Origin of the sequence: Streptomyces sp. NPDC052036 (assembly GCF_040680495.1) — a bacterium.
In the GTDB taxonomy this organism is placed as follows: Bacteria; Actinomycetota; Actinomycetes; order Streptomycetales; family Streptomycetaceae; genus Streptomyces.
Genome location: NZ_JBFAWW010000008.1, coordinates 18987 through 37635, shown reverse-complemented (window position 1 = coordinate 37635; position 18649 = coordinate 18987). Strand labels below are relative to the sequence as shown.

The following is an 18649-nucleotide window of genomic DNA, read 5'->3' as shown; positions in this document are numbered from 1 at the left end:
CGTCCGCTCCCTTGACACCCCCGCCTTGACCCACGACTCTTCAACTCATCACATGTGGGAGCGCTCCCACAGTACCTGACACATACACGTCCCGCACGTTCCCCGCCCGAGCCGCAGTGAGTACGAACGGGTCCAACCAATGCAGTTGGCCGGGGGGTCGGCACGTCAGGCAACAGGAGGACGCAATGCGCACGAGTACCCGCCGGTCCCACAGGCTGGTGGCCTTCGCGGCCGTCGCCGCGCTGGCCACGGGTCTGCTGGCCGGCTGCGCCAAAGACTCGGACGACGGCTCGTCGGACGCGAGCGGCGGTGGCGGCGGCAAGGGCAAGACCACCCTGACGATCGGCACGTTCGGCGTCTTCGGCTACAAGCAGGCCGGTCTCTACGACGAGTACATGAAGCTGCACCCGGACATCTCCATCAAGGAGAACGTCACCACCCGCACCGACGTCTACTGGCCGAAGGTTCTCACCCGTCTGCAGGCCGGTTCCGGTACGGACGACGTCCAGGCGATCGAGGTCGGCAACATCACCGAGGCCGTGGAGACGCAGGCCGCCAAGTTCGTCGACCTCGGCAAGGAGGTCGACAAGTCCCAGTGGCTGGACTGGAAGCTGGCACAGGCCACCACCAAGGACGGCAAGACGATCGGGCTCGGTACGGACATCGGCCCGATGGCGATCTGCTACCGCAAGGACCTGTTCCAGAAGGCCGGTCTGGAGACGGACCGCACCAAGCTCGCCGCACTGTGGAAGGGCGACTGGGCCAAGTACGTCGACCTCGGCAAGCAGTACATGAACAAGGCGCCGAAGGGCACCAAGTTCGTGGACTCGGCCGCCTCGGTCTACAACGCGGTGCTGGGCGGTGCGAGCGAGCGCAACTACGACAAGGACGGCAACGTCGTCTGGGACAAGTCCGAGGGCGTGAAGAAGGCCTGGGACGTCGCCATGACCGCGGCGACGAGCAACATGTCGGCGAAGCTGAAGCAGTTCGACCCGACCTGGGACCAGGGCTTCGCCAACGGCACCTTCGCCACGGTGGCCTGCCCGGCGTGGATGATCGGCTACATCGAGCAGAAGTCCGGTGACTCCGGCAAGGGCAAGTGGGACGTGGCGGCGGCCCCGACCGCGTCGAACTGGGGCGGCTCCTTCCTCGGCGTGCCGACGGCGAGCAAGCACCAGAAGGAGGCCATCGCCCTGGCGAAGTGGCTGACCGCGCCCGAGCAGCAGGCGAAGGTCTTTGCCAAGCAGGCCAGTTTCCCGTCGACCCCGTCGGCGTACGCGAACCTCACGCCGCAGGCCGACACCACCGCCTACTTCTCGAACGCGCCGCTCACCCAGATCTTCTCCGACTCGGCCAAGACCATCCCGTCGCAGCCCCTCGGCCCCAAGGACAAGCCGATCGACGGCGCGATCACCGACATCGGCATCCTCCAGGTCGAGCAGAAGGGCAGGACCCCGGCCCAGGGCTGGGACGCGGCCTCCAAGGAGATCAAGGACGTGCTCGGCCAGTGACCAGCTCCCAGGAGGCTCTCGCGCACCCCGCGTCGAGCGCCGAGGCCGCGCCCGGCAGCCAGCCGGGCGCGGCCCGGGGCGCTCACGGTCGCGGTACGCCGCCGGCGGGCCCCGGCTCCTGGCGCAGCCGGCTGTACCGCTGGGACATGAAGGCGTCGCCGTATGTGTTCATCGCCCCCTTCTTCGTCGTCTTCGGGGCCTTCTCGCTGGTCCCGCTGCTCTACACGGCCTGGTACTCGCTGCACAGCGTGCAGCTGTCCGCGCTGGACCATCAGACCTGGGCGGGTCTGGACAACTACACGAACCTGTTCTCCTCGGAGTTCTTCTGGAACGCGCTGGAGAACACCTTCACCATCGGCGTGATCTCCACGGTGCCCCAGCTCCTGGCGGCGCTGTGGCTCGCGCATCTGCTCCACTACCGGCTGCGCGGCTCAACCGTCTGGCGGGTCGTGATGCTCACCCCGTACGCCACCTCGGTGGCCGCGGCGACGCTGGTCTTCACGCTGCTGTACTCCTGGGACGGCGGCATGGTCAACTGGCTGCTGCACTTCGTCGGCGTCGGCCCGGTCAACTGGCGGGAGTCCGACTGGGGTTCGCAGTTCGCGGTGTCCTCGATCGTGATCTGGCGGTGGACCGGCTACAACGCGCTGATCTACCTCGCGGCGATGCAGGCGATCCCCAGCGATCTGTACGAGTCGGCGGCCCTGGACGGCGCGGGGCGCTGGCAGCAGTTCCGCCATGTGACGGTGCCGATGCTGCGGCCGACGATCCTGTTCACGGTGATCGTCTCCACGATCGGCGCGACGCAGCTCTTCGGTGAGCCCCTGCTGTTCGGCGGGGTCAGCGGCTCCAAGGGCGGCTCCGAGCACCAGTACCAGACGCTCGGCCTGTACATGTACGACCAGGGCTGGATCATCGGCAACCTCGGCAAGGCCTCCGCGATCGCCTGGTCGATGTTCCTGATCCTGCTGGTGGTGGCCGTGGTCAACATGCTGCTCTCCCGAAGGCTGAGGAAGTCCCAATGACCACACGTGATCTGACGCTGCCACAGGCACCTGGGAAGGGGACGTCCCGGGGCGAGCGGCGGCGGCCCCGGGTGGTGGGCGCGGGCAGGCAGCTGGACGCGGGCCCGGTCACCTATGCCGTCCTGACCGTCTTCGCGCTCGTCTCGCTGGCACCGCTGGTGTGGACGGCGATCGCGGCTTCCCGCACCGACCGCCGGCTCGCCGAGACACCGCCGCCGCTGTGGTTCGGCGGGAACCTGTTCAAGAACCTCCAGGCGGCCTGGGAGCAGGCGGGACTCGGCACCGCGATGTTCAACTCGACGCTCGTCGCGGCCACCATCACCGTCAGCACGGTCCTGTTCTCCACGCTCGCCGGCTTCGCCTTCGCCAAACTGCGGTTCCGGTTCTCCAGCGCGCTGCTGCTGCTGACCATCGGCACGATGATGATCCCGCCGCAGCTGGCCGTCGTACCGCTGTATCTGTGGATGTCCGACCTCGGCTGGTCCAACCAGTTGCAGACCGTCGTCCTGCCGACGCTGGTGACCGCCTTCGGTACGTTCTTCATGCGGCAGTACCTGGTGCAGGCGCTGCCCACCGAGCTGATCGAGGCGGCGCGGGTGGACGGCGCGAGCAGTCTCCGGGTGGTGTGGCATGTGGTCTTTCCCGCGGCGCGGCCCGCGATGGCCGTGCTCGGCCTGCTGACCTTCGTGTTCGCCTGGAACGACTTCCTGTGGCCGATCATCGCCCTCAACCAGCAGAACCCGACCGTGCAGGTCGCACTGAACTCGCTGGGCACCGGGTACGTCCCCGACCAGGCGGTCATCATGGCCGGCGCCCTGCTCGGCACGCTACCGCTGCTGATCGCCTTCCTGCTGTTCGGGAAGCAGATCGTGGGCGGGATCATGCAGGGTGCGATCAAGGGCTGACCGCCGCCCACGCCCGACCGGCTCGCGCGAGGGACCTCCCTCGCCGCCCCTGACGTCCGGGGGCCGGGTCACCGCCGCCCCGGCCCCCTTCCCTCCTTCTCCTCCCCGCCACCGCGGATCCCCCGGACCCCCTGGGCCCGTCGGGTCCCGCACCACCGTCGGTCTCCTCGACCAAAATGGGAGCGCTTCCATGCCTGAGTCCGCAACGCCCGTGACCTTCCCCCCTGCCTTCCTCTGGGGCGCGGCGACCTCCGCGTACCAGATCGAGGGGGCGGTGCGGGAGGACGGCCGTACCCCCTCCATCTGGGACACCTTCAGCCATACGCCGGGCCGCACGGCCGGCGGCGAGACCGGTGACATCGCTGTCGACCACTACCACCGCTACCGCGAGGACGTCGCGCTGATGGCCGAGCTGGGCCTGTCGGCGTACCGCTTCTCGATCTCCTGGTCACGGGTGCAGCCGACCGGCCGGGGTCCCGCGGTCCAGCGGGGCCTGGACTTCTACCGCCGTCTGGTCGACGAACTGCTCGCCCATGGCATCCGGCCCGCGATCACCCTCTACCACTGGGACCTGCCGCAGGAGCTGGAGGACGCGGGCGGCTGGCCGGAGCGGGACGTGGCGTTCCGGTTCGCCGAGTACGCGCGGATCGTGGGCGAGGCGCTGGGCGACCGTGTCGAGCAGTGGATCACCCTGAACGAGCCGTGGTGCAGCGCCTTCCTGGGCTACGGCTCCGGGGTGCACGCCCCGGGCCGTACGGACGCGGCGGCCTCCCTGCGCGCGGCCCACCATCTGAACCTGGCCCATGGGCTCGGCACCTCCGCGCTGCGGTCCGTGATGCCGTCCCGCAACTCGGTCGCGGTGAGCCTGAACTCCTCGGTGGTGCGCACGGTGTCGCAGGACCCGGCGGACCTGGCGGCGGCCCGGAGGATCGACGACCTGGCGAACGGGGTCTTCCACGGCCCGATGCTGCACGGGGCGTATCCGGAGACCCTGCTCGCCGCGACGTCCTCCGTCACGGACTGGTCGCAGGTGCGGGACGGTGACCTGGCGATCATCAACCAGCCGCTGGACGCGCTCGGCCTGAACTACTACACACCGGCACTGGTGTCCGCGGCCGGGGAGGCGAGGGCGAGCGGCCCGCGGGCGGACGGTCATGGCGCGAGCCCGTACTCCCCCTGGCCGGGCGCGGACGACGTGACCTTCCATCAGACGCCGGGCGAGCGAACGGAGATGGGCTGGCCCATCGATCCGAGCGGACTGTACGACCTGCTCATGCGGTACTCGCGGGAGGCGCCGGGGCTGCCGCTGTATGTCACGGAGAACGGCGCGGCGTACGACGACAAGCCGGACCCGGACGGCCGGGTCCACGACCCGGAGCGGATCGCGTATCTGCACGGGCATCTGTCGGCGGTCCGCCGCGCCCTGGCCGACGGCGCCGAGGTGCGCGGCTACTACCTGTGGTCCCTGCTGGACAACTTCGAGTGGGCCTACGGCTACGAGAAGCGGTTCGGGGCGGTGTACGTGGACTACGCGACGCTGGCCCGCACCCCGAAGTCGAGCGCGCACTGGTACGGCCGGGCGGCCCGGACGGGCACGCTGCCGCCGGCGACCGCCTGACCGTCCGGGGCGCGGCACGGGGAGGGGAGTGCCGCGCCCCGGGTGCGCCGGGGCTACTGGAAGGCGGCGAACGCCTTGGAGAAGGCGAACTTCTCCTGGGCGATCGAGCTACAGGTCGCGTCCGCGGTGGGCTTGGGGCCGCCGTCGCACGCCTTGTCGCGGGCGGCCGACCACATCGACAGCCCGCCGAGTCCCTTGGACTTGGCGAAGTCGACCAGCTGGGTGGCGTCGTCGACCTCGAAGATCTCGGACGAGACGTCGTTGACGCCGATCATCGGGGTGACCGCGACCGTCTTCCAGGCGGCGCTGTCGGAGAGGGCGAGCACGCTCTTGATCTGCGCCTGGGTGGCGGTGGCGGCCTGCACGGCGTAGGTGCCCATGTCGCCGCTGTACGCGGGGCCGTAGTCCATCGCCATGATGTTGACGGCGGAGATCTTCACGCCGTTCGCCTTGGCGTCGGCCAGGAGGTTCACGCCGTCCTGGGTGAGGCCCTCGGGCATGACCGGGAGGGTGAACGAGACGTCCAAGCCGGGGTGTTGCCGCTGGAGCTGGGCGATGGCCTGGGCGCGGCGCGTGTTCGCGGCCGTGTTCGGCAGCGCGCCGCCCTCGACGTCGAAGTCGACCTTGGTGAGCTTGTAGGCGTCCACGGCCTTTCCGTACGCCGCCGCGAGCGCGTCCGCGGAGGAGCATGTGGTCGCCAGCTCCGAACCGGAGGCGCCGCCGAAGGAGACGCGTACATCGCCGCCCTTGGCGCGCAGGTCGCCGATCTGCGCGGCCACCGCGTCGCTGCCGATGGCCGTGACGCCGCCCCACTTGGGCGTACAGCCGCCGCCGTCGGTGACGAAGGCCAGGTTGTAGTTCTTGACCCCTGTGGCGTTCGCGGCGGCGAGCAGGTCGAAGGCCGGGTAGAGGGAGGTGTCGACGTACGGGGCGAAGCCGGCGCCGGTGGTCGTGCCGGAGTCCGAGGTCTGGGTGGGCGCCGGGGTGGCCGGGGCGGTGGGGTGGGGGGTGGCCGGCGCGGTGGGGGTCGGCTTGGTGGTCGCCGTCGGGGTCGGGGTCTGCGTCGGGGTGGCGGGCCGGGTGGGGCGGCCGCTCGGCTCGGGCGTCGCACCGTCGTCCGCCGAGCACTTCGCTCCGTCTATGAGGCAGCCGGTCGGATCGCCCGACCCGGTCACCACGAAGCCCACGGTCACCGACTCGCCCGCGGTGAGTCCGTCCCTGTCCCAGGACGGCGGTCGTACGGTGACATGCTGTCCGCTCACCGTCGACGTGCCGTTCCACAGGGAGCTGAGCTTCGCACCGGAGGGCAGGTCGAACTGCAGCGTCCAGTCGTCCTTTGCCTTGCCGTTGTCGTTCGTGACGACGTACTGCGCGGTGTATCCCGTCGACCAGTCGCTGGTCTTGGTGTACACGGCGCCGACCGCGGCGGCGTGCGCCGTGCCGGTGATCAGGATCGCCCCGCCGCCCACGGCGGAGGCGGCGACGAGACCGCCGATCACCTTGTTCCGGACGCTGATCGTGCGCCGGTGCGTACTGCTCATCGCGTGCCTGCCTTCACTGCTCACGGGGGGTGGGTGCGGCAGCACGCTAGCGGGCCGGAATCGGTCAAACGGCCTGTTCCGGACGCCCGTTGTGGATCTTAGGGTGCGCTTAAGAAAGGGATCGGGGACGGTTAAAGGTAGAGACCAGTCTGCCGGGGCGGCGGCGTCGCACCGACCCCCGGTGCCCGCGCCGCACCGGTGCCCGCCCGTCCAGCTGGAACCAGATCCGCACCTCTGTGCCGCCCAGCACCGACGAGCCGATCCGCACGTCCCCGCCTGTCGACTCCGCGAGTCGGCGCACGATGTCCAGACCGAGGCCCGTCGAGCCGTCACTGCCCGAACCGCGACCGCGGGCCATCGCCGCCTGCGGGTCGGCGATGCCCGGCCCGGCGTCCGAGACCAGCACGATCACCGCGTCCTCGCCGTTGTGCAGATCGACCGCGAACGCCGTGCCCTCCGCGGTGTGCCGGAAGACGTTGCCGAGCAGCGCGTCGAGTGCGGCCGCGAGATCGGCGCGGGCCACGGGTGTCCGCATCGGTCGGTCGACCCCGGCCACCCGCCACTTGCGGCCCTCGTCCTCGGCGAGCGCCGACCAGAACTCCATCCGCTCACGGACCACTTCGGCCGCGTCGCACCCGGCGCCCGGGCCCGCCGCCGTCTGCGGCTTGGCCTCCCGGGCCGTACGGATGATCGTGTCCACCTCGCGTTCCAGCTGCGCCACGGCCGTGCGCGTCTGTTCGGCGGCCGGCCCCTCGCCGAGCGAGGCGGCGTTCAGCCGCAGCACGGTCAGCGGGGTGCGGAGCCGGTGGGACAGGTCCGCCGCCAGCTCCCGTTCGTTCGCCAGGAGTTGCACGACCTGGTCGGCCATCGAGTTGAACGCGACCGCCGCCAGGCGCAGTTCGGTCGGCCCCTCCTCCGGGACGCGCGCCCCGAGCTTTCCCTCCCCCAGTTCGTGCGCGCCCTCCACCAGGCGCTGCGCGGGCTGCACCATCCGCACCCCGAGCCGGTCGGCAACGGCCACCGAGCCGATGATCAGCGCGATGCCGACCCCGGCGAGCACCGCCCAGGCCGTGCCGAGTCCGTTGGTGACCTCGGAGTCGGGCACATAGACCTCGACCACGGCGATCGCGCCGGAGCTGATCGCGGTGGGCTGGAGCAGCGTGGAGCCGCCCGGGACCTCGCTGGTGGAGGCGCGGCCCAGCCGGCGGGTGGCCCCGATGTCCTTGTCGGCGGCGCGCCGGCGGCCGATGTCGATCGCCCTGGTGCCGTCGCCCGCCGGTATGTGCACCGCGATCCCGTCGTCGGAGCCCGCCGAGGCCACGACCCGCTCCAACTGGTCCCGGTCGGTGGTGATGGAGAGCGCGGGCGCGATCGCGGCGGCCTCCCGCTCCGCGTTCGAGAAGGCCCGGTCGCGGGCCATCTCCTTGATGACCAGCCCGAGCGGGACCGCGAAGGCGACCACCACCATCGTGGTCACCGCCACGCACACCTTGACCAGTGCCCACCTCATGGCCCCGGCTCCGTCCTCGGCGGCTCCAGCTTCACGCCGACGCCCCGGAGGGTGTGCAGATAGCGGGGCCTGGCAGCGGTCTCCCCCAGCTTCCGCCTGAGCCAGGAGAGATGGACGTCGATGGTCTGGTCGTCCCCGTACGACTGCTGCCACACCTCGGCGAGCAGCTCCCGGCGCGGGACGACCACGCCGGGCCGGCCCGCGAGAAAGGCGAGCAGGTCGAACTCACGGCGGGTCAGGTCGAGGCGGGCGCCGTCGAGTTCGGCGTGGCGGCGCAAGGGGTCGATGGCGAGGCCGCCGACCCGCAGGACCGACGGCGGCGCGGCCTCCGCCGCGACCGCCCGGGAGCGGCGCAGCACCGCCGCGATCCGTGCCGACAGGTGCTCGACCGAGAACGGCTTGGTCAGATAGTCGTCCGCGCCCGCGTTGAGCAGGCGGACGATCTCCGTCTCGTCGTCCCGCGCGGTGGCGATGATGACCGGTACGTCGGTGATGCCGCGCAGCATCTTCAGCGCCTCGGACCCGTCCAGATCGGGCAGTCCGAGGTCGAGGATCACGACGTCGAAGGAGAGATGGGCGACCTCGCGCAGCGCCTCCAGTGCCGTGCCGACGCTGCGCACGGTGTGCCCGGCCTCGGTCAGGTGCCTGATGAGCGCGGAGCGCACGAACTGGTCGTCCTCCACCACGAGCACACTTGCCATGGGCGGCACCGTACGCCATACGGGGGAGCCCGGCCGGGGCCTGTGGACAACTCCGGTGCGCCAACGGGACAAACGGAACTGTGTGCGACCCGTGAGACATGCATGGGGCGCGTGAGGCACTATGGCCGGGATGCTCAGAGGACTCGTACACGTACTGGCCTGGTCGCTCGCCACGGGCGCGGCGGTCACGCTGTCGTGGTGGGGTGTCCACACCGTGATGGCGGGGACCGCCTACGACCCGCCGCGCGCCCTGCCCATCACGGCGGGCGGCGCCACGGCGCAGGGAGCGGCGGCACCGCTGACGTCGTCGACGGAGCGACCGGAGGCGTCGCGCAGTCACCGCGGGAAGCCGGCCCCGAGCCCGCGACCGACCCCCTCGAAGACGGCCGGCACACGTCCCGCCCCCGCCACGACCGCGGCCACGCCGTCGTCCTCGCCCTCCGCCTCCTCCTCGGGCCGGGTCAAGAGCTACGACACCGACGGCGGACACGTGGTCTTCGACCTCGGCGACGTCTCCGCGACGCTGGTGTCGGCCACGCCCGGGGCGGGCTGGTCGATGCAGGTGTGGAAGACGGAGTCATGGATCCGGGTGGAGTTCACCTCGGGCGCGAACCGGGTGTCGGTGTTCTGCACCTGGCACGACGGGCCGCCGCATGTGGAGATCGGGAACTACTGATCACGCACCGCCGGCCGACCGGCCGGTGGTCAGCGGAACACCGAGGGCGGCGGTGCCGGTGACGCCACCGCCGCCGCGTCCGTGACCGCCGCCGCGCCGCCGGTGAAGTCGGCCAGTGCCCTGCCGTGCTCCACGCGCGCGGGGTGCGGGTCCGAGGCGGCGCGACGGGTCAGTTCGGCGACCGGCAGCGGATGGGCCGAGGCCACCAGGACGGCGTTGCCGAAGCGCTTGCCGCGCAGCACGGCCGGGTCGGCGAGCAGCGCCAGCTCGGGGAAGACGGCCGCCGCGGTCGAGATCTGGCCGCGCAGATGGGCCAGCGGCGGGCCGTCGGCGAGGTTGGCCGCGTACACACCGCCGTCCTTCAGTGCTCTGCGGACCTCGGTGAGGAACTCGACCGAGGTGAGGTGTGCCGGGGTGCGCGCCCCGCTGAACACATCCACGATGACCAGGTCCGCCCAGCCGTCCGGTATCTTCGCGAGCCCTTCGCGGGCGTCCGTGGAACGCACCCGGATGCGGGCGTTCGGGTCCAACGGCAGTGCGCGCCGCACGAGTTGGACGAGGGCCGCGTCGCGCTCGACGATCTGCTGGGTGGAGCGGGGACGGGTGGCGGCGGTGTAGCGGGCGAGGGTGAACGCGCCGCCGCCGAGGTGCACGGCCTGCACGGGGCGGCCGGGCGGGGCGACCTGGTCGATGACATGGCCGAGGCGGCGTTGGTACTCGAAGGCGAGATGGGCCGGGTCGTCGAGATCGACGTGGGACTGCGGGGCGCCGTCGATGAGCAGGGTCCAGGCCCGCGCCCGGTCCCGGTCGGGTACGAGCTGGGCGAGCCCGCCGTCGACCGCCTCGACGACGGCCTCGGAGTCCTGTCCTCGTCGCGCGTTCCGTGACCTCCCCATCCCGCCATTATCGGGGGCATCCGAGGGGTCGGCCGCTCGGGGCCGACGGGCCCCGCGGCGGGATTCCGCGCTGTCCGCGAGCGCTTACCGACAGTTGTCCGCGGCCTCGATCAGCCGGGCCGCTTCTCCGAGTGCCTCGCGCAGCACCACCGGGTCCGTGGCCAGTTCCGCGTCGCCGGGCGGGAGCAGCCAGCCGGTGCCCTCGGCCTGGGGCCGCTCCGCGACGAGGCTCAGGCCCTTTCCGTCCGTCTGGGTGCAGGTGCTGCCCGGGACGTCCCATCCGTCCGCCGTGCCCGGCGGGACCAGGAAGCCGAGGGTGTCGCCGCCTCCGTCGTGCAGGACGGGGCCGACGCAGTCGCCCGCGCCGCGGCGGAGGATGTCGACCGCTTCGAGGCCCTGCCGGGCCGGGACGGTCACGAGGTCGGGAGTGAGGTGCGGCGGTGCGCCGCGCTCCGGCGCAGGGCTCGCGGTCGACGACTGCGTACCGAACTCGGTGCTCTGCCTGGTCTGCATCCCGGCCTCCAACGGAACCCCTCCTCGACGCTGAGTTGGGTCGGGAGTTCGGGCGGCTCCCGGTCCGCAGGGTTCAACGCGGTGAAACGTCAACGGCAACGGCACAACACCGCCGTCAAGGATGGCAGTTCATGGCAGATCGCGCATGAGATATCCGGTTTGTAGCCAAACCGTGCATGACGGCACCTGTGGGGCAGGTACTTTCTTGCACCGCCGGACACAGGGAGCCAACTGGCACCACACGGACAAGCCATCCTGAATCCGGCATGGTTCGACGGTTCGCAAGAGAGGGCCCGGCCATGAGTACGTCCCAGTCCCCCAGGCCACCGCGGCCGAACCTCGCCTTCCGGCAACTGCGCGGACAGCGCTCGCCGGGCGAGTTCGCCGCGGCGGTACGGCGCGCCGCACGCGAGATCGGCGAGCGCGTCAGCTGTGACGCTCGTTACATCGGCCGGGTGGAGGCGGGTGAGATCCGCTGCCCCAACTACGCCTACGAACGCGTGTTCCTCCATATGTTCCCCGGTCACACACTCGCGGACCTGGGATTCGCCCCTCGCTCTTCCGTACGCGGAAGGGGGGCGCGCACCGACGAGGAAGCGCCCCCCATGTACCGCGACAGCTTCCCGCACGCTCCCGGTGAGACCCCGAGGGCGTGTGAGACGTATGACATGCGGGACACCCGAGCCATCCACGGAACGTACGAGTCGTACGGCACACGCCCGGACGACGAAGAGAACCACGAGGAGAGCGACGTGCAGCGTCGCGCATTCATGAGCGGGGGCACCGCCACCGTGGCGGCCGCCTCCCTGAGCCCGCTCGGACTCACCGTCGGCGGCACGGCGGCGGCCGCCGAACGCCCCGTCCACCGTGCAGGCACGTCCGAGGCGAACGCGCTCGAGGAGGCCGTACGCAAGATCAGACTGCTCGACGACCGGCACGGCGCGGACGGCCTCTACCGACGCGCGGCGGCTCCCCTGCGGGCCGCGTACGCGCTGCTCGACGCGGGCACGACCCGGCAGGCGGTCGCGGAGCGGCTGTACGCGGGCGCGGGTGAACTGGCCATCTCGGTGGGCTGGTTGGCGCATGACTCGGGGCGTTTCGACGACGCCCGCTCGCACTACGCGGAGGCGTTGGCCACCGCCCGGATGTCCGGGGACCCGGCCCTGGAGGCGCACGCCTTCTGCAACACGGCGTTCCTCGCCCGTGACGCGGGCCGGCCACGGGAGGCCGTACGGACGGCGCAGGCCGCCCAGCGCGCCGCCCGGCCCCTCGGCTCGAACCGCCTGATGTCGCTGCTGGCGCTGCGGGAGGCGGGCGGCTGGGCCGGACTCGCCGACCGGGCGGGCTGCGAGCAGGCGCTGGCCCGGGCGCAGGCCCTGTTCGAGCGGGGGACGTCGGACGCCGACCCCGAGTGGATGAGCTTCTACGGAGAGGCCGAGCTGGAGGGCCTGGAGGCGCAGTGCTGGTCGGCACTGGGCGACTGGCCGCGCGCGGCCCGGCACGCCCGGCGTGCCGCGCATCTGCAGGACCCGCACTTCTCCCGGAACATCGCCCTGTACACCGCGGAACTGGCCGACGACCTGGCCCGCGGCGGACGCCCCGACGAGGCGGCCCAGGCGGGTCTGCGCGTCCTGGACCTCCTGGACCAGGTCCAGTCGTCCAGGATCCTGACCATGCTGGCGGGCACCGCGCGCGTGCTGCTGCCGCACCGGCGGGCATCGGGGGTGTCGGCGTTCCTCGACCGGCACGCGAGCCTGCCGCGCATGGCCTGAGGAACACGGCGTGCGCGGCCGCCCGGCGGTCCTGGGGCTGACCTAGACCGTCAGGTGGCCGCAGTCGTTCCAGGACTCGATGGCCGGCTCCCCGTAGGCCCACCCCAGCACCGACAACGACGTGGGGTTGAGCCTGATCCGCGCGGCGAAGTCCAGCGGCAGGCCCAGCCAGCGCGCCCCGATGGACCGCAGGATGTGGCCGTGGGCGAAGACCAGGACGTCACGGTCCGCCGCGCGGGCCCAGGCGACGACCTCGTCCGCGCGCGCGGAGACCTCGGCGAGGCTCTCCCCCTCGGGGACTCCGTCGCGCCAGATCAGCCAGCCCGGCCGGATCGCCTGTATCTCGGCCGGCGTCATCCCCTCGTACGCCCCGTAGTCCCACTCCATCAGCGCGTCCCAGGCGCTCGCCCGCTCGCCGAACCCGGCCAGCTCGCACGTCTCACGCGCGCGTACCAGCGGACTCGTGCGGACCTCGACGTCCGGCAGCCCCTCGAAGGGCGCCCGGTGCAGCCGCTCGCCCAGGAGCTTGGCGCCCCGCCGGCCCTCCTCCAGGAGCGGCACATCCGTCCTCCCGGTGTGCTTGCCGGACAGCGACCATGCCGTCTGTCCGTGCCGGGCCAGCAGGATGCGCGGTGCCATGAGGGGCCTTTCCGGGAGATATCAACGAGGGGTCCCTCCATCATCTCCCACCCCGTTCCCGGGCAACCCGGGGGGCGATCCCTGCGTCTTTGAGGGCCGGGGCGCCCCGTCGGGCCGTCCTCGGACGCCGTAAAGTGACACGGCCGGACGGCCGGGGGCCGCCGTGAAGAAGGGGGAGGGCGAATCGGATGGCGCAGGCCGAGACACCAGGCACCGGGGAAGCCCACCCGGCCCGGCTGCGCTGGTGGACCGAGCTGCCCCTGATCCTCCTGGTGTACGCCTCGTACTCCGCGGGCCGGCTGCTCGCCCGGGGTGACGTCTCCGACGCCGTCGACCACGGTCTGGCGATCCTGCGCCTGGAGAAGTTGCTCCACATCAACGCCGAGCATCCGCTGAACCGTCTCTTCACCCGTGAGGCATGGCTCGGCATACCCGCCGACTTCTGGTACGCCTCGCTGCACTACCTGGTGACCCCGGCGATCCTGGTATGGATCTTCAGGCGCCGCGCGGAGCACTACCGCGCGGCCCGCACCTGGCTGATGACGTCCACGTTCATCGGCCTGATCGGCTTCACGCTGCTGCCCACCTGCCCGCCCCGTCTGCTCTCCCCGGATCACGGTTTCGTCGACACCATGGCCCAGTACAGCTCCTACGGCTGGTGGGGCGGCGACGCGAGCGCGCCGCGCGGCCTGGGCGGCATGACGAACCAGTACGCGGCCATGCCCAGCCTGCACGTCGGCTGGGCGCTGTGGTGCGGAGTGATGCTGTGGCGCCACGGCCGCACCCGCTGGGCGAAGGCGGTGGGCGTCGCCTATCCGCTGCTGACCGCGCTCGTCGTGATGGGCACCGCGAACCACTACTTCCTCGACGCCGTCGCGGGCGTCGCCACCATGGGCGTGGGCCTCCTGCTCAGCAGGCCGCTGCTGCGGGCCGTGCACACGGTCAGGAACCGGCTGCGGGCGCGGACCGCTCCCGTCACGGCTGCCCCAGGGGCCGCGGGTTCCCCGATTGTCAGTGCCGGATGCCAGACTTCGACGGGTGAGCGAATTCCCCGACAGCGCAACTCCCGCACCGGGCCGGAAGCCGAGCCGGGTGCCTCTCCCGCGGACGCGGGGGACGGCGCTCCGGCAGCAACTCGCTGACCTGCGCGGCGCTTCCCTCCCGCCCAAGGCGCTCGACGCGCGCGCCCTCGCCGCGCTCGCCGCGAACCCCGGGTGCAGGCGGCGCGCGCTCCTGGACGGCGCAGGGGTGGACAAGGCGGCGCTGGCGGGTGCGCTCGGCGCGCCGTCGGCGTTCGGGCAGTCGCAGTTCGCCTTCATGCGGGGCAACGCCTTCGAGGCCCGGGTCAAGGCGGACGGCGGCGCGGAGCTGCTCCGCCTGGTGCACGAGAAGCTGGACCCGGCCGCCGCGGCGCCGGACGGAGCCCTCGTCCCCGATCTCACCGCCGCCGGCCCGCAGGGCCGCACCGCCCGTACGGCGGTGGCGCTGCTCGAGGCCGTCACGGCACGCACCTGGGCGCTGCTCGACCACCCGCTGCTCGCCCTGGAGGTGGCGGGCTCCCCCGCGTTCCTGGAGCCGGACGCCGTGGTCGTCCACCCCGACGGCAGCTGGACCGTCGTGGAGATCAAGTCCTTCCCGCTGCTGGACGGTTCGGCGGACCCTGCGAAGGTCGGAGCCGCCGCGCGCCAGGCCGCGGTCTACGTCCTGGCGCTGGAGGAGGTCGCCGCCCGCCTCGGCACGGAACCGGACGCCCCCGCGCCCGTGGTGCGCCACCGGATTCTGCTGGTGTGCCCCAAGGACTTCTCCAACCTGCCCGCCGCCTCCCCGGTCGACATCCGCAAGCAGCGCGCGGTCACCCGCCGCCAGCTGGCCCGTCTCACCCGGATCGAGGAGATCGCGGACGACCTCCCCGAGGGCCTGTGCTTCGCGCCCGACCTGCCCCAGGAGGAGCTGACGGCCGCCGTCGAGTCGGTCCCCGCGGCCTACGCCCCCGAGTGCCTGGCCGCGTGCGAGATGGCCTTCCACTGCCGCGCCCGCGCCCGCGCGGAGGGCGCGGTGACGTCCTACGGGCGCTCGCTGCGCGCCGAGCTGGGCGACCTCGCGACGGTGGACGACGTCCTGGCTGCCGCCCACGGGAGCGCCGGGGACCCGGACGACCCGGCGGTGGCGGCCCTGCGCCGGGCGGCACATCTGCGTGCCGAGGTGCTCGGGGCCCTGGAGGGCGCCGCATGTCGCTGATCGCCACCCTCGCCCGTCTGGAGGCCGTGCGGTCGGGGCAGGCCCAGCCCGCCGCCACCGTCCGGCACCGGCACCTGTCCGCGCGCCCCCTCGTCCTCGTGCCGCTCACCACCGCCGGTGAGGCCGGGGCGCCGCTCGGCGCGCTGGTCGGCACCGACCGGGACACGCCCCGGCTGCTCGTCGTGCCCCAGCCGCGCGACCGCGACCTCAGGTTCGCGTTCCTCGCCGCCCTCGCCGACATCGTCCTGCCCTACGTCGACGGATACGCCGAAGCGGTCGAGGCCGCCGAGCGCACCGAGACCGATCCCGAGACCGGCAAGCGGGTCAAGGTCGAGGTCGAGCTGTGCGCGGACGCCCCGCAGCTGATCGTGCCGAGCCGGGCGGGCATCGACTTCGTACGGCTGCTGGGGCGCTCCATGCGGTTCCGCCGCACCGCCGAACAGGACCCCGAGACCCCGCATCCGGCGCCCCCACGGGTGCCGCTCCTCGGCCGCTGGCTCACCCACTTCGGGGAGCGCGCCCGGGTGCCCGGCTCCGCGCTGCTGCTCGCCCTCACCGAGGTGCTGGGGCGGCACTGGACGACCGGGCAGTCGAGCCTGGAGGACCAGCATCTGGGCGCGCTGCTCGCCTGGATCGACCCGCCGGAGGGCACCTCGGGCGCCGCGGCGGCACTGCGGGCCGAGCTGGCGCGGGACGCGGAGGGCCAGTTGCTGTGCCCGCCGGCCGGACCCGCCACCGACCCGGCCTTCGACAACAAGCTGCTCGCTCCCGCCATCGAGCGCTACGACCGCGCTCGGGCCCGGCTCGCCGCCGCCGAGGACGGCGTCGAGGCGGACGACCGGTTCGGTGAACTCTCCGCCGCCGAGAGGGAGATCCGGGCGCTGGTGGAGAGCCGCACGCGGCCGACGTGGGATGCCGTGTGGCGCGGGCTCGATCTGCTGCGCGCGCTGCCACAGGGCGCGTATGCCGAGGAGCGGTGGACCCGCGACCGCTGGTCGTTCACCGGCCACCGGGACCGGGTGACGGCCGGGGAGCCGCCCCAGCCGCGCCACGACGACGCGGTCACCGCGGCGAACAAGCTCGCCACGCGCGAGCGCGAACAGGCCCGGCTGGACGCCCAGGAGGCGCTGGACGACCCGCTGGTGATGGCCGCGCGACGGCTGGCCGGGGAGGCGTTCGCGGGCGAGGTCACGGATGTCGTGATGGCGTACAGCGAGGGCAGGCGCCCGAGCCCCCGTCCGCTGGTGACCGTACGGACCGAGGACCGGCCGCATCTCGGGGAGGGCGTGAAGGTGTACCGGTCGCTGGGGGGAAAGCCGCAGGCGGCCGAGTTCGTCGGATACGAGGGACACGAGAACGCGGACGAGGACACGGGCGAGGACGGCCGGGGAGGCGACGGGGGCGGCGCGGAAAGCGCCCTTCTGGTGCTGCGCATCGTCGACAAGATGGGCCGCGGCAGGGAGCCGGAGGCCGGATCCGTGCCGGAGAAGGGCGACCGCGTCTGCTTCACGTTGTTCGAGCACGAACAGCGCGGCGGGGCGAAGCTGCCCGAGCCGGAGGAGACACCCTGGACCCATGGCGGGCCGCCGGGTGAGGGCGACGCGACGCCCCGGCCGGACCCGGTGACCGAGGAGGACGTGCTGTGACCGTGTTCGCCCGGCCGGGCGGGGACTTCGATCCCGGGACCGCGGCCACCCGGGCCACCGAGGCGATCCTGCGGGACACGCTGCACGGCGCGCACCGCGGGGTCGTCGTGGACTCTCCGCCGGGTGCCGGGAAGTCGACGCTCGTGGTGCGGGCCGCGCTCGAACTCGCGTCCGCCGGGCGTCCGTTGATGGTCATCGCACAGACCAACGCGCAGGTGGACGACCTGGTGCTGCGGCTGGCGGAGAAGGACCCGGACCTCCCGGTCGGGCGGTTGCACAGCAGCGATCCGGACCCCTACGACAAGGCCCTCGACGATCTGCCGAACGTCCGCAAGTCGGCGAAGGCCAAGGAGCTGGCGGGCCTGGACGTCGTCATCTCCACCGCCGCCAAGTGGGCGCACGTCAAGGACGTCGAGCCCTGGCGGCACGCGATCGTCGACGAGGCGTACCAGATGCGCTCGGACGCGCTGCTGGCGGTGGCGGGACTGTTCGAGCGGGCACTGTTCGTGGGCGATCCGGGCCAGCTGGACCCGTTCGCGATCGTGGGCGCGGAGCAGTGGGCCGGTCTGTCGTACGACCCGTCGGCGTCGGCCGTGACCACGCTCCTGGCCCACAATCCCGAGCTGCCGCAGCACCGGCTGCCGGTGTCCTGGCGGCTGCCGGCGTCGGCGGCGCCGCTGGTGTCGGACGCGTTCTATCCGTACACGCCGTTCCGCAGCGGTACGGGGCACGGGGACCGGAGGCTGTCGTTCGGCGTGCCCTCGGACGGCTCGGGTCCCGACCGGGTGATCGACGAGGCGGCCGAGACCGGCTGGGGGCTCCTCGAACTCCCCGCCCGGCACACCCCGCGCACGGATCCGGAGGCGGTACGGGCGGTCGCGACGCTCGTGCGGCGGTTGCTGGACCGGGGCGGGGCGGCGGTCTCGGAGCGGGCGGCGGAGCCGGTGCCGCTGACCGCGGACCGGATCGCCGTCGGCACCGCGCACCGTGACCAGGCTGCGGCGGTGCGCTCCGCGCTGGCGGAGCTCGGGGTGGCGGATGTGACGGTGGACACGGCCAACCGGCTCCAGGGCCGCGAGTTCGATGTGACGGTGGTGCTGCACCCGCTGTCGGGAAGACCGGACGCGACGGCCTTCCACCTGGAGACCGGGCGGCTGTGCGTGCTCGCGTCCCGGCACCGGCACGCGTGCATCGTGGTATGCCGGGCGGGAGTGACGGAACTGCTGGACGACCACCCCTCGACCGAGCCGGTGCAACTGGGAGTGACGGTGAAGTTCCCGGACGGCTGGGAGGCGAACCACGCGGTGCTGGCGCATCTGTCCGAGCACCGGGTGACGTGGCGGCCCTGACGCACGGCGGGGCCGGCACCCCGGGCCACGAGGAGCGGTGCCGGAGGCCGCGGGGAACATCGCCCGGCCCCGCGGCCTTGAGAGGTCCGGAGCCGTGTGGTGCGCGGAG

Annotated in this window: 16 protein-coding genes; 10 read left to right on the top strand and 6 right to left on the bottom strand. The window is 72.5% G+C overall.

What is annotated here, in order from left to right:
• Positions 1-185: 185 nt before the first annotated feature.
• The 4 genes from AB0L95_RS14035 (at position 186) to AB0L95_RS14020 (ending at position 5059) form a co-directional block, all read left to right on the top strand.
• A complete protein-coding gene (locus AB0L95_RS14035) occupies positions 186-1511 on the top strand; it encodes an ABC transporter substrate-binding protein (protein ID WP_365161558.1) in 1326 nt (441 codons plus the stop codon).
• Complete coding sequence (locus AB0L95_RS14030) at positions 1508-2536, top strand: sugar ABC transporter permease (RefSeq protein WP_365161557.1); 1029 nt, start codon at positions 1508-1510, stop codon at positions 2534-2536. The genes AB0L95_RS14035 and AB0L95_RS14030 overlap by 4 nt, the downstream gene beginning before the upstream one ends.
• Positions 2533-3441, top strand: a complete 909-nt coding sequence (locus tag AB0L95_RS14025) for a carbohydrate ABC transporter permease (protein WP_365161555.1) — start codon at positions 2533-2535, stop codon at positions 3439-3441. Before AB0L95_RS14030 ends, AB0L95_RS14025 begins: the two co-directional genes overlap by 4 nt.
• A 190-nt stretch (positions 3442-3631) precedes the next feature.
• On the top strand, positions 3632-5059 hold the full coding sequence (locus AB0L95_RS14020; protein ID WP_365161553.1) for a GH1 family beta-glucosidase: 1428 nt from the start codon (positions 3632-3634) through the stop codon (positions 5057-5059).
• Positions 5060-5112: 53 nt separating this feature from the next.
• Here AB0L95_RS14020 and AB0L95_RS14015 read toward each other — a convergent pair whose 3' ends face one another.
• The 3 genes from AB0L95_RS14015 to AB0L95_RS14005 form a co-directional block, all read right to left on the bottom strand.
• Positions 5113-6600, bottom strand: coding sequence for a cellulose binding domain-containing protein (locus AB0L95_RS14015; RefSeq protein ID WP_365161551.1), 1488 nt, complete (start codon positions 6598-6600; stop codon positions 5113-5115).
• Positions 6601-6709: 109 nt separating this feature from the next.
• On the bottom strand, positions 6710-8110 hold the full coding sequence (locus AB0L95_RS14010; protein ID WP_365161549.1) for a HAMP domain-containing sensor histidine kinase: 1401 nt from the start codon (positions 8108-8110) through the stop codon (positions 6710-6712).
• Positions 8107-8811: a response regulator transcription factor gene (locus AB0L95_RS14005; protein ID WP_365161547.1), complete on the bottom strand. Its 705-nt coding sequence runs from the start codon at positions 8809-8811 to the stop codon at positions 8107-8109. Before AB0L95_RS14005 ends, AB0L95_RS14010 begins: the two co-directional genes overlap by 4 nt.
• Before the next feature lie 130 nt (positions 8812-8941).
• Here AB0L95_RS14005 and AB0L95_RS14000 point away from each other — a divergent pair, with 130 nt between their 5' ends.
• A complete protein-coding gene (locus AB0L95_RS14000) occupies positions 8942-9487 on the top strand; it encodes a hypothetical protein (protein ID WP_365161545.1) in 546 nt (181 codons plus the stop codon).
• A 29-nt stretch (positions 9488-9516) separates the two neighbouring features.
• On the opposite strand, the gene AB0L95_RS13995 is transcribed toward AB0L95_RS14000, so the two are convergent.
• Together AB0L95_RS13995 and AB0L95_RS13990 are read right to left on the bottom strand one after the other, a co-directional pair.
• Positions 9517-10383 carry a fused MFS/spermidine synthase gene (locus AB0L95_RS13995; protein ID WP_365161543.1) on the bottom strand — a complete coding sequence of 289 codons (867 nt, stop codon included), beginning with the start codon at positions 10381-10383 and terminating at the stop codon, positions 9517-9519.
• A gap of 84 nt (positions 10384-10467) precedes the next feature.
• Positions 10468-10896 (bottom strand): hypothetical protein, encoded by a 429-nt coding sequence (locus tag AB0L95_RS13990; RefSeq protein WP_365161541.1) that lies wholly within the window; start codon positions 10894-10896, stop codon positions 10468-10470.
• Positions 10897-11195: 299 nt separating this feature from the next.
• On the opposite strand from AB0L95_RS13990, the gene AB0L95_RS13985 reads away from it, so the two are divergent.
• Positions 11196-12668 carry a hypothetical protein gene (locus tag AB0L95_RS13985; RefSeq protein WP_365161539.1) on the top strand — a complete coding sequence of 491 codons (1473 nt, stop codon included), beginning with the start codon at positions 11196-11198 and terminating at the stop codon, positions 12666-12668.
• A gap of 42 nt (positions 12669-12710) precedes the next feature.
• Here the strand turns inward: AB0L95_RS13985 and AB0L95_RS13980 are convergent, their stop codons facing one another.
• A complete protein-coding gene (locus AB0L95_RS13980; RefSeq protein WP_365161537.1) occupies positions 12711-13307 on the bottom strand; it encodes a histidine phosphatase family protein in 597 nt (198 codons plus the stop codon).
• 188 nt (positions 13308-13495) lie between these two features.
• On the opposite strand from AB0L95_RS13980, the gene AB0L95_RS13975 reads away from it, so the two are divergent.
• From AB0L95_RS13975 to AB0L95_RS13960, 4 genes are read left to right on the top strand one after another with little or no spacing between them, the layout of a single operon-like run.
• Positions 13496-14449 (top strand): phosphatase PAP2 family protein, encoded by a 954-nt coding sequence (locus AB0L95_RS13975; RefSeq protein ID WP_365161535.1) that lies wholly within the window; start codon positions 13496-13498, stop codon positions 14447-14449.
• The gene (locus AB0L95_RS13970; protein ID WP_365161533.1) at positions 14400-15545 is read left to right on the top strand and encodes a hypothetical protein; all 1146 of its coding nucleotides are present in this window, start codon (positions 14400-14402) and stop codon (positions 15543-15545) included. Before AB0L95_RS13975 ends, AB0L95_RS13970 begins: the two co-directional genes overlap by 50 nt.
• A complete protein-coding gene (locus AB0L95_RS13965) occupies positions 15536-17191 on the top strand; it encodes a hypothetical protein (RefSeq protein WP_365161532.1) in 1656 nt (551 codons plus the stop codon). The genes AB0L95_RS13970 and AB0L95_RS13965 overlap by 10 nt, the downstream gene beginning before the upstream one ends.
• Positions 17188-18540, top strand: a complete 1353-nt coding sequence (locus AB0L95_RS13960; protein WP_365161530.1) for an AAA domain-containing protein — start codon at positions 17188-17190, stop codon at positions 18538-18540. The genes AB0L95_RS13965 and AB0L95_RS13960 overlap by 4 nt, the downstream gene beginning before the upstream one ends.
• Positions 18541-18649: the final 109 nt, after the last annotated feature.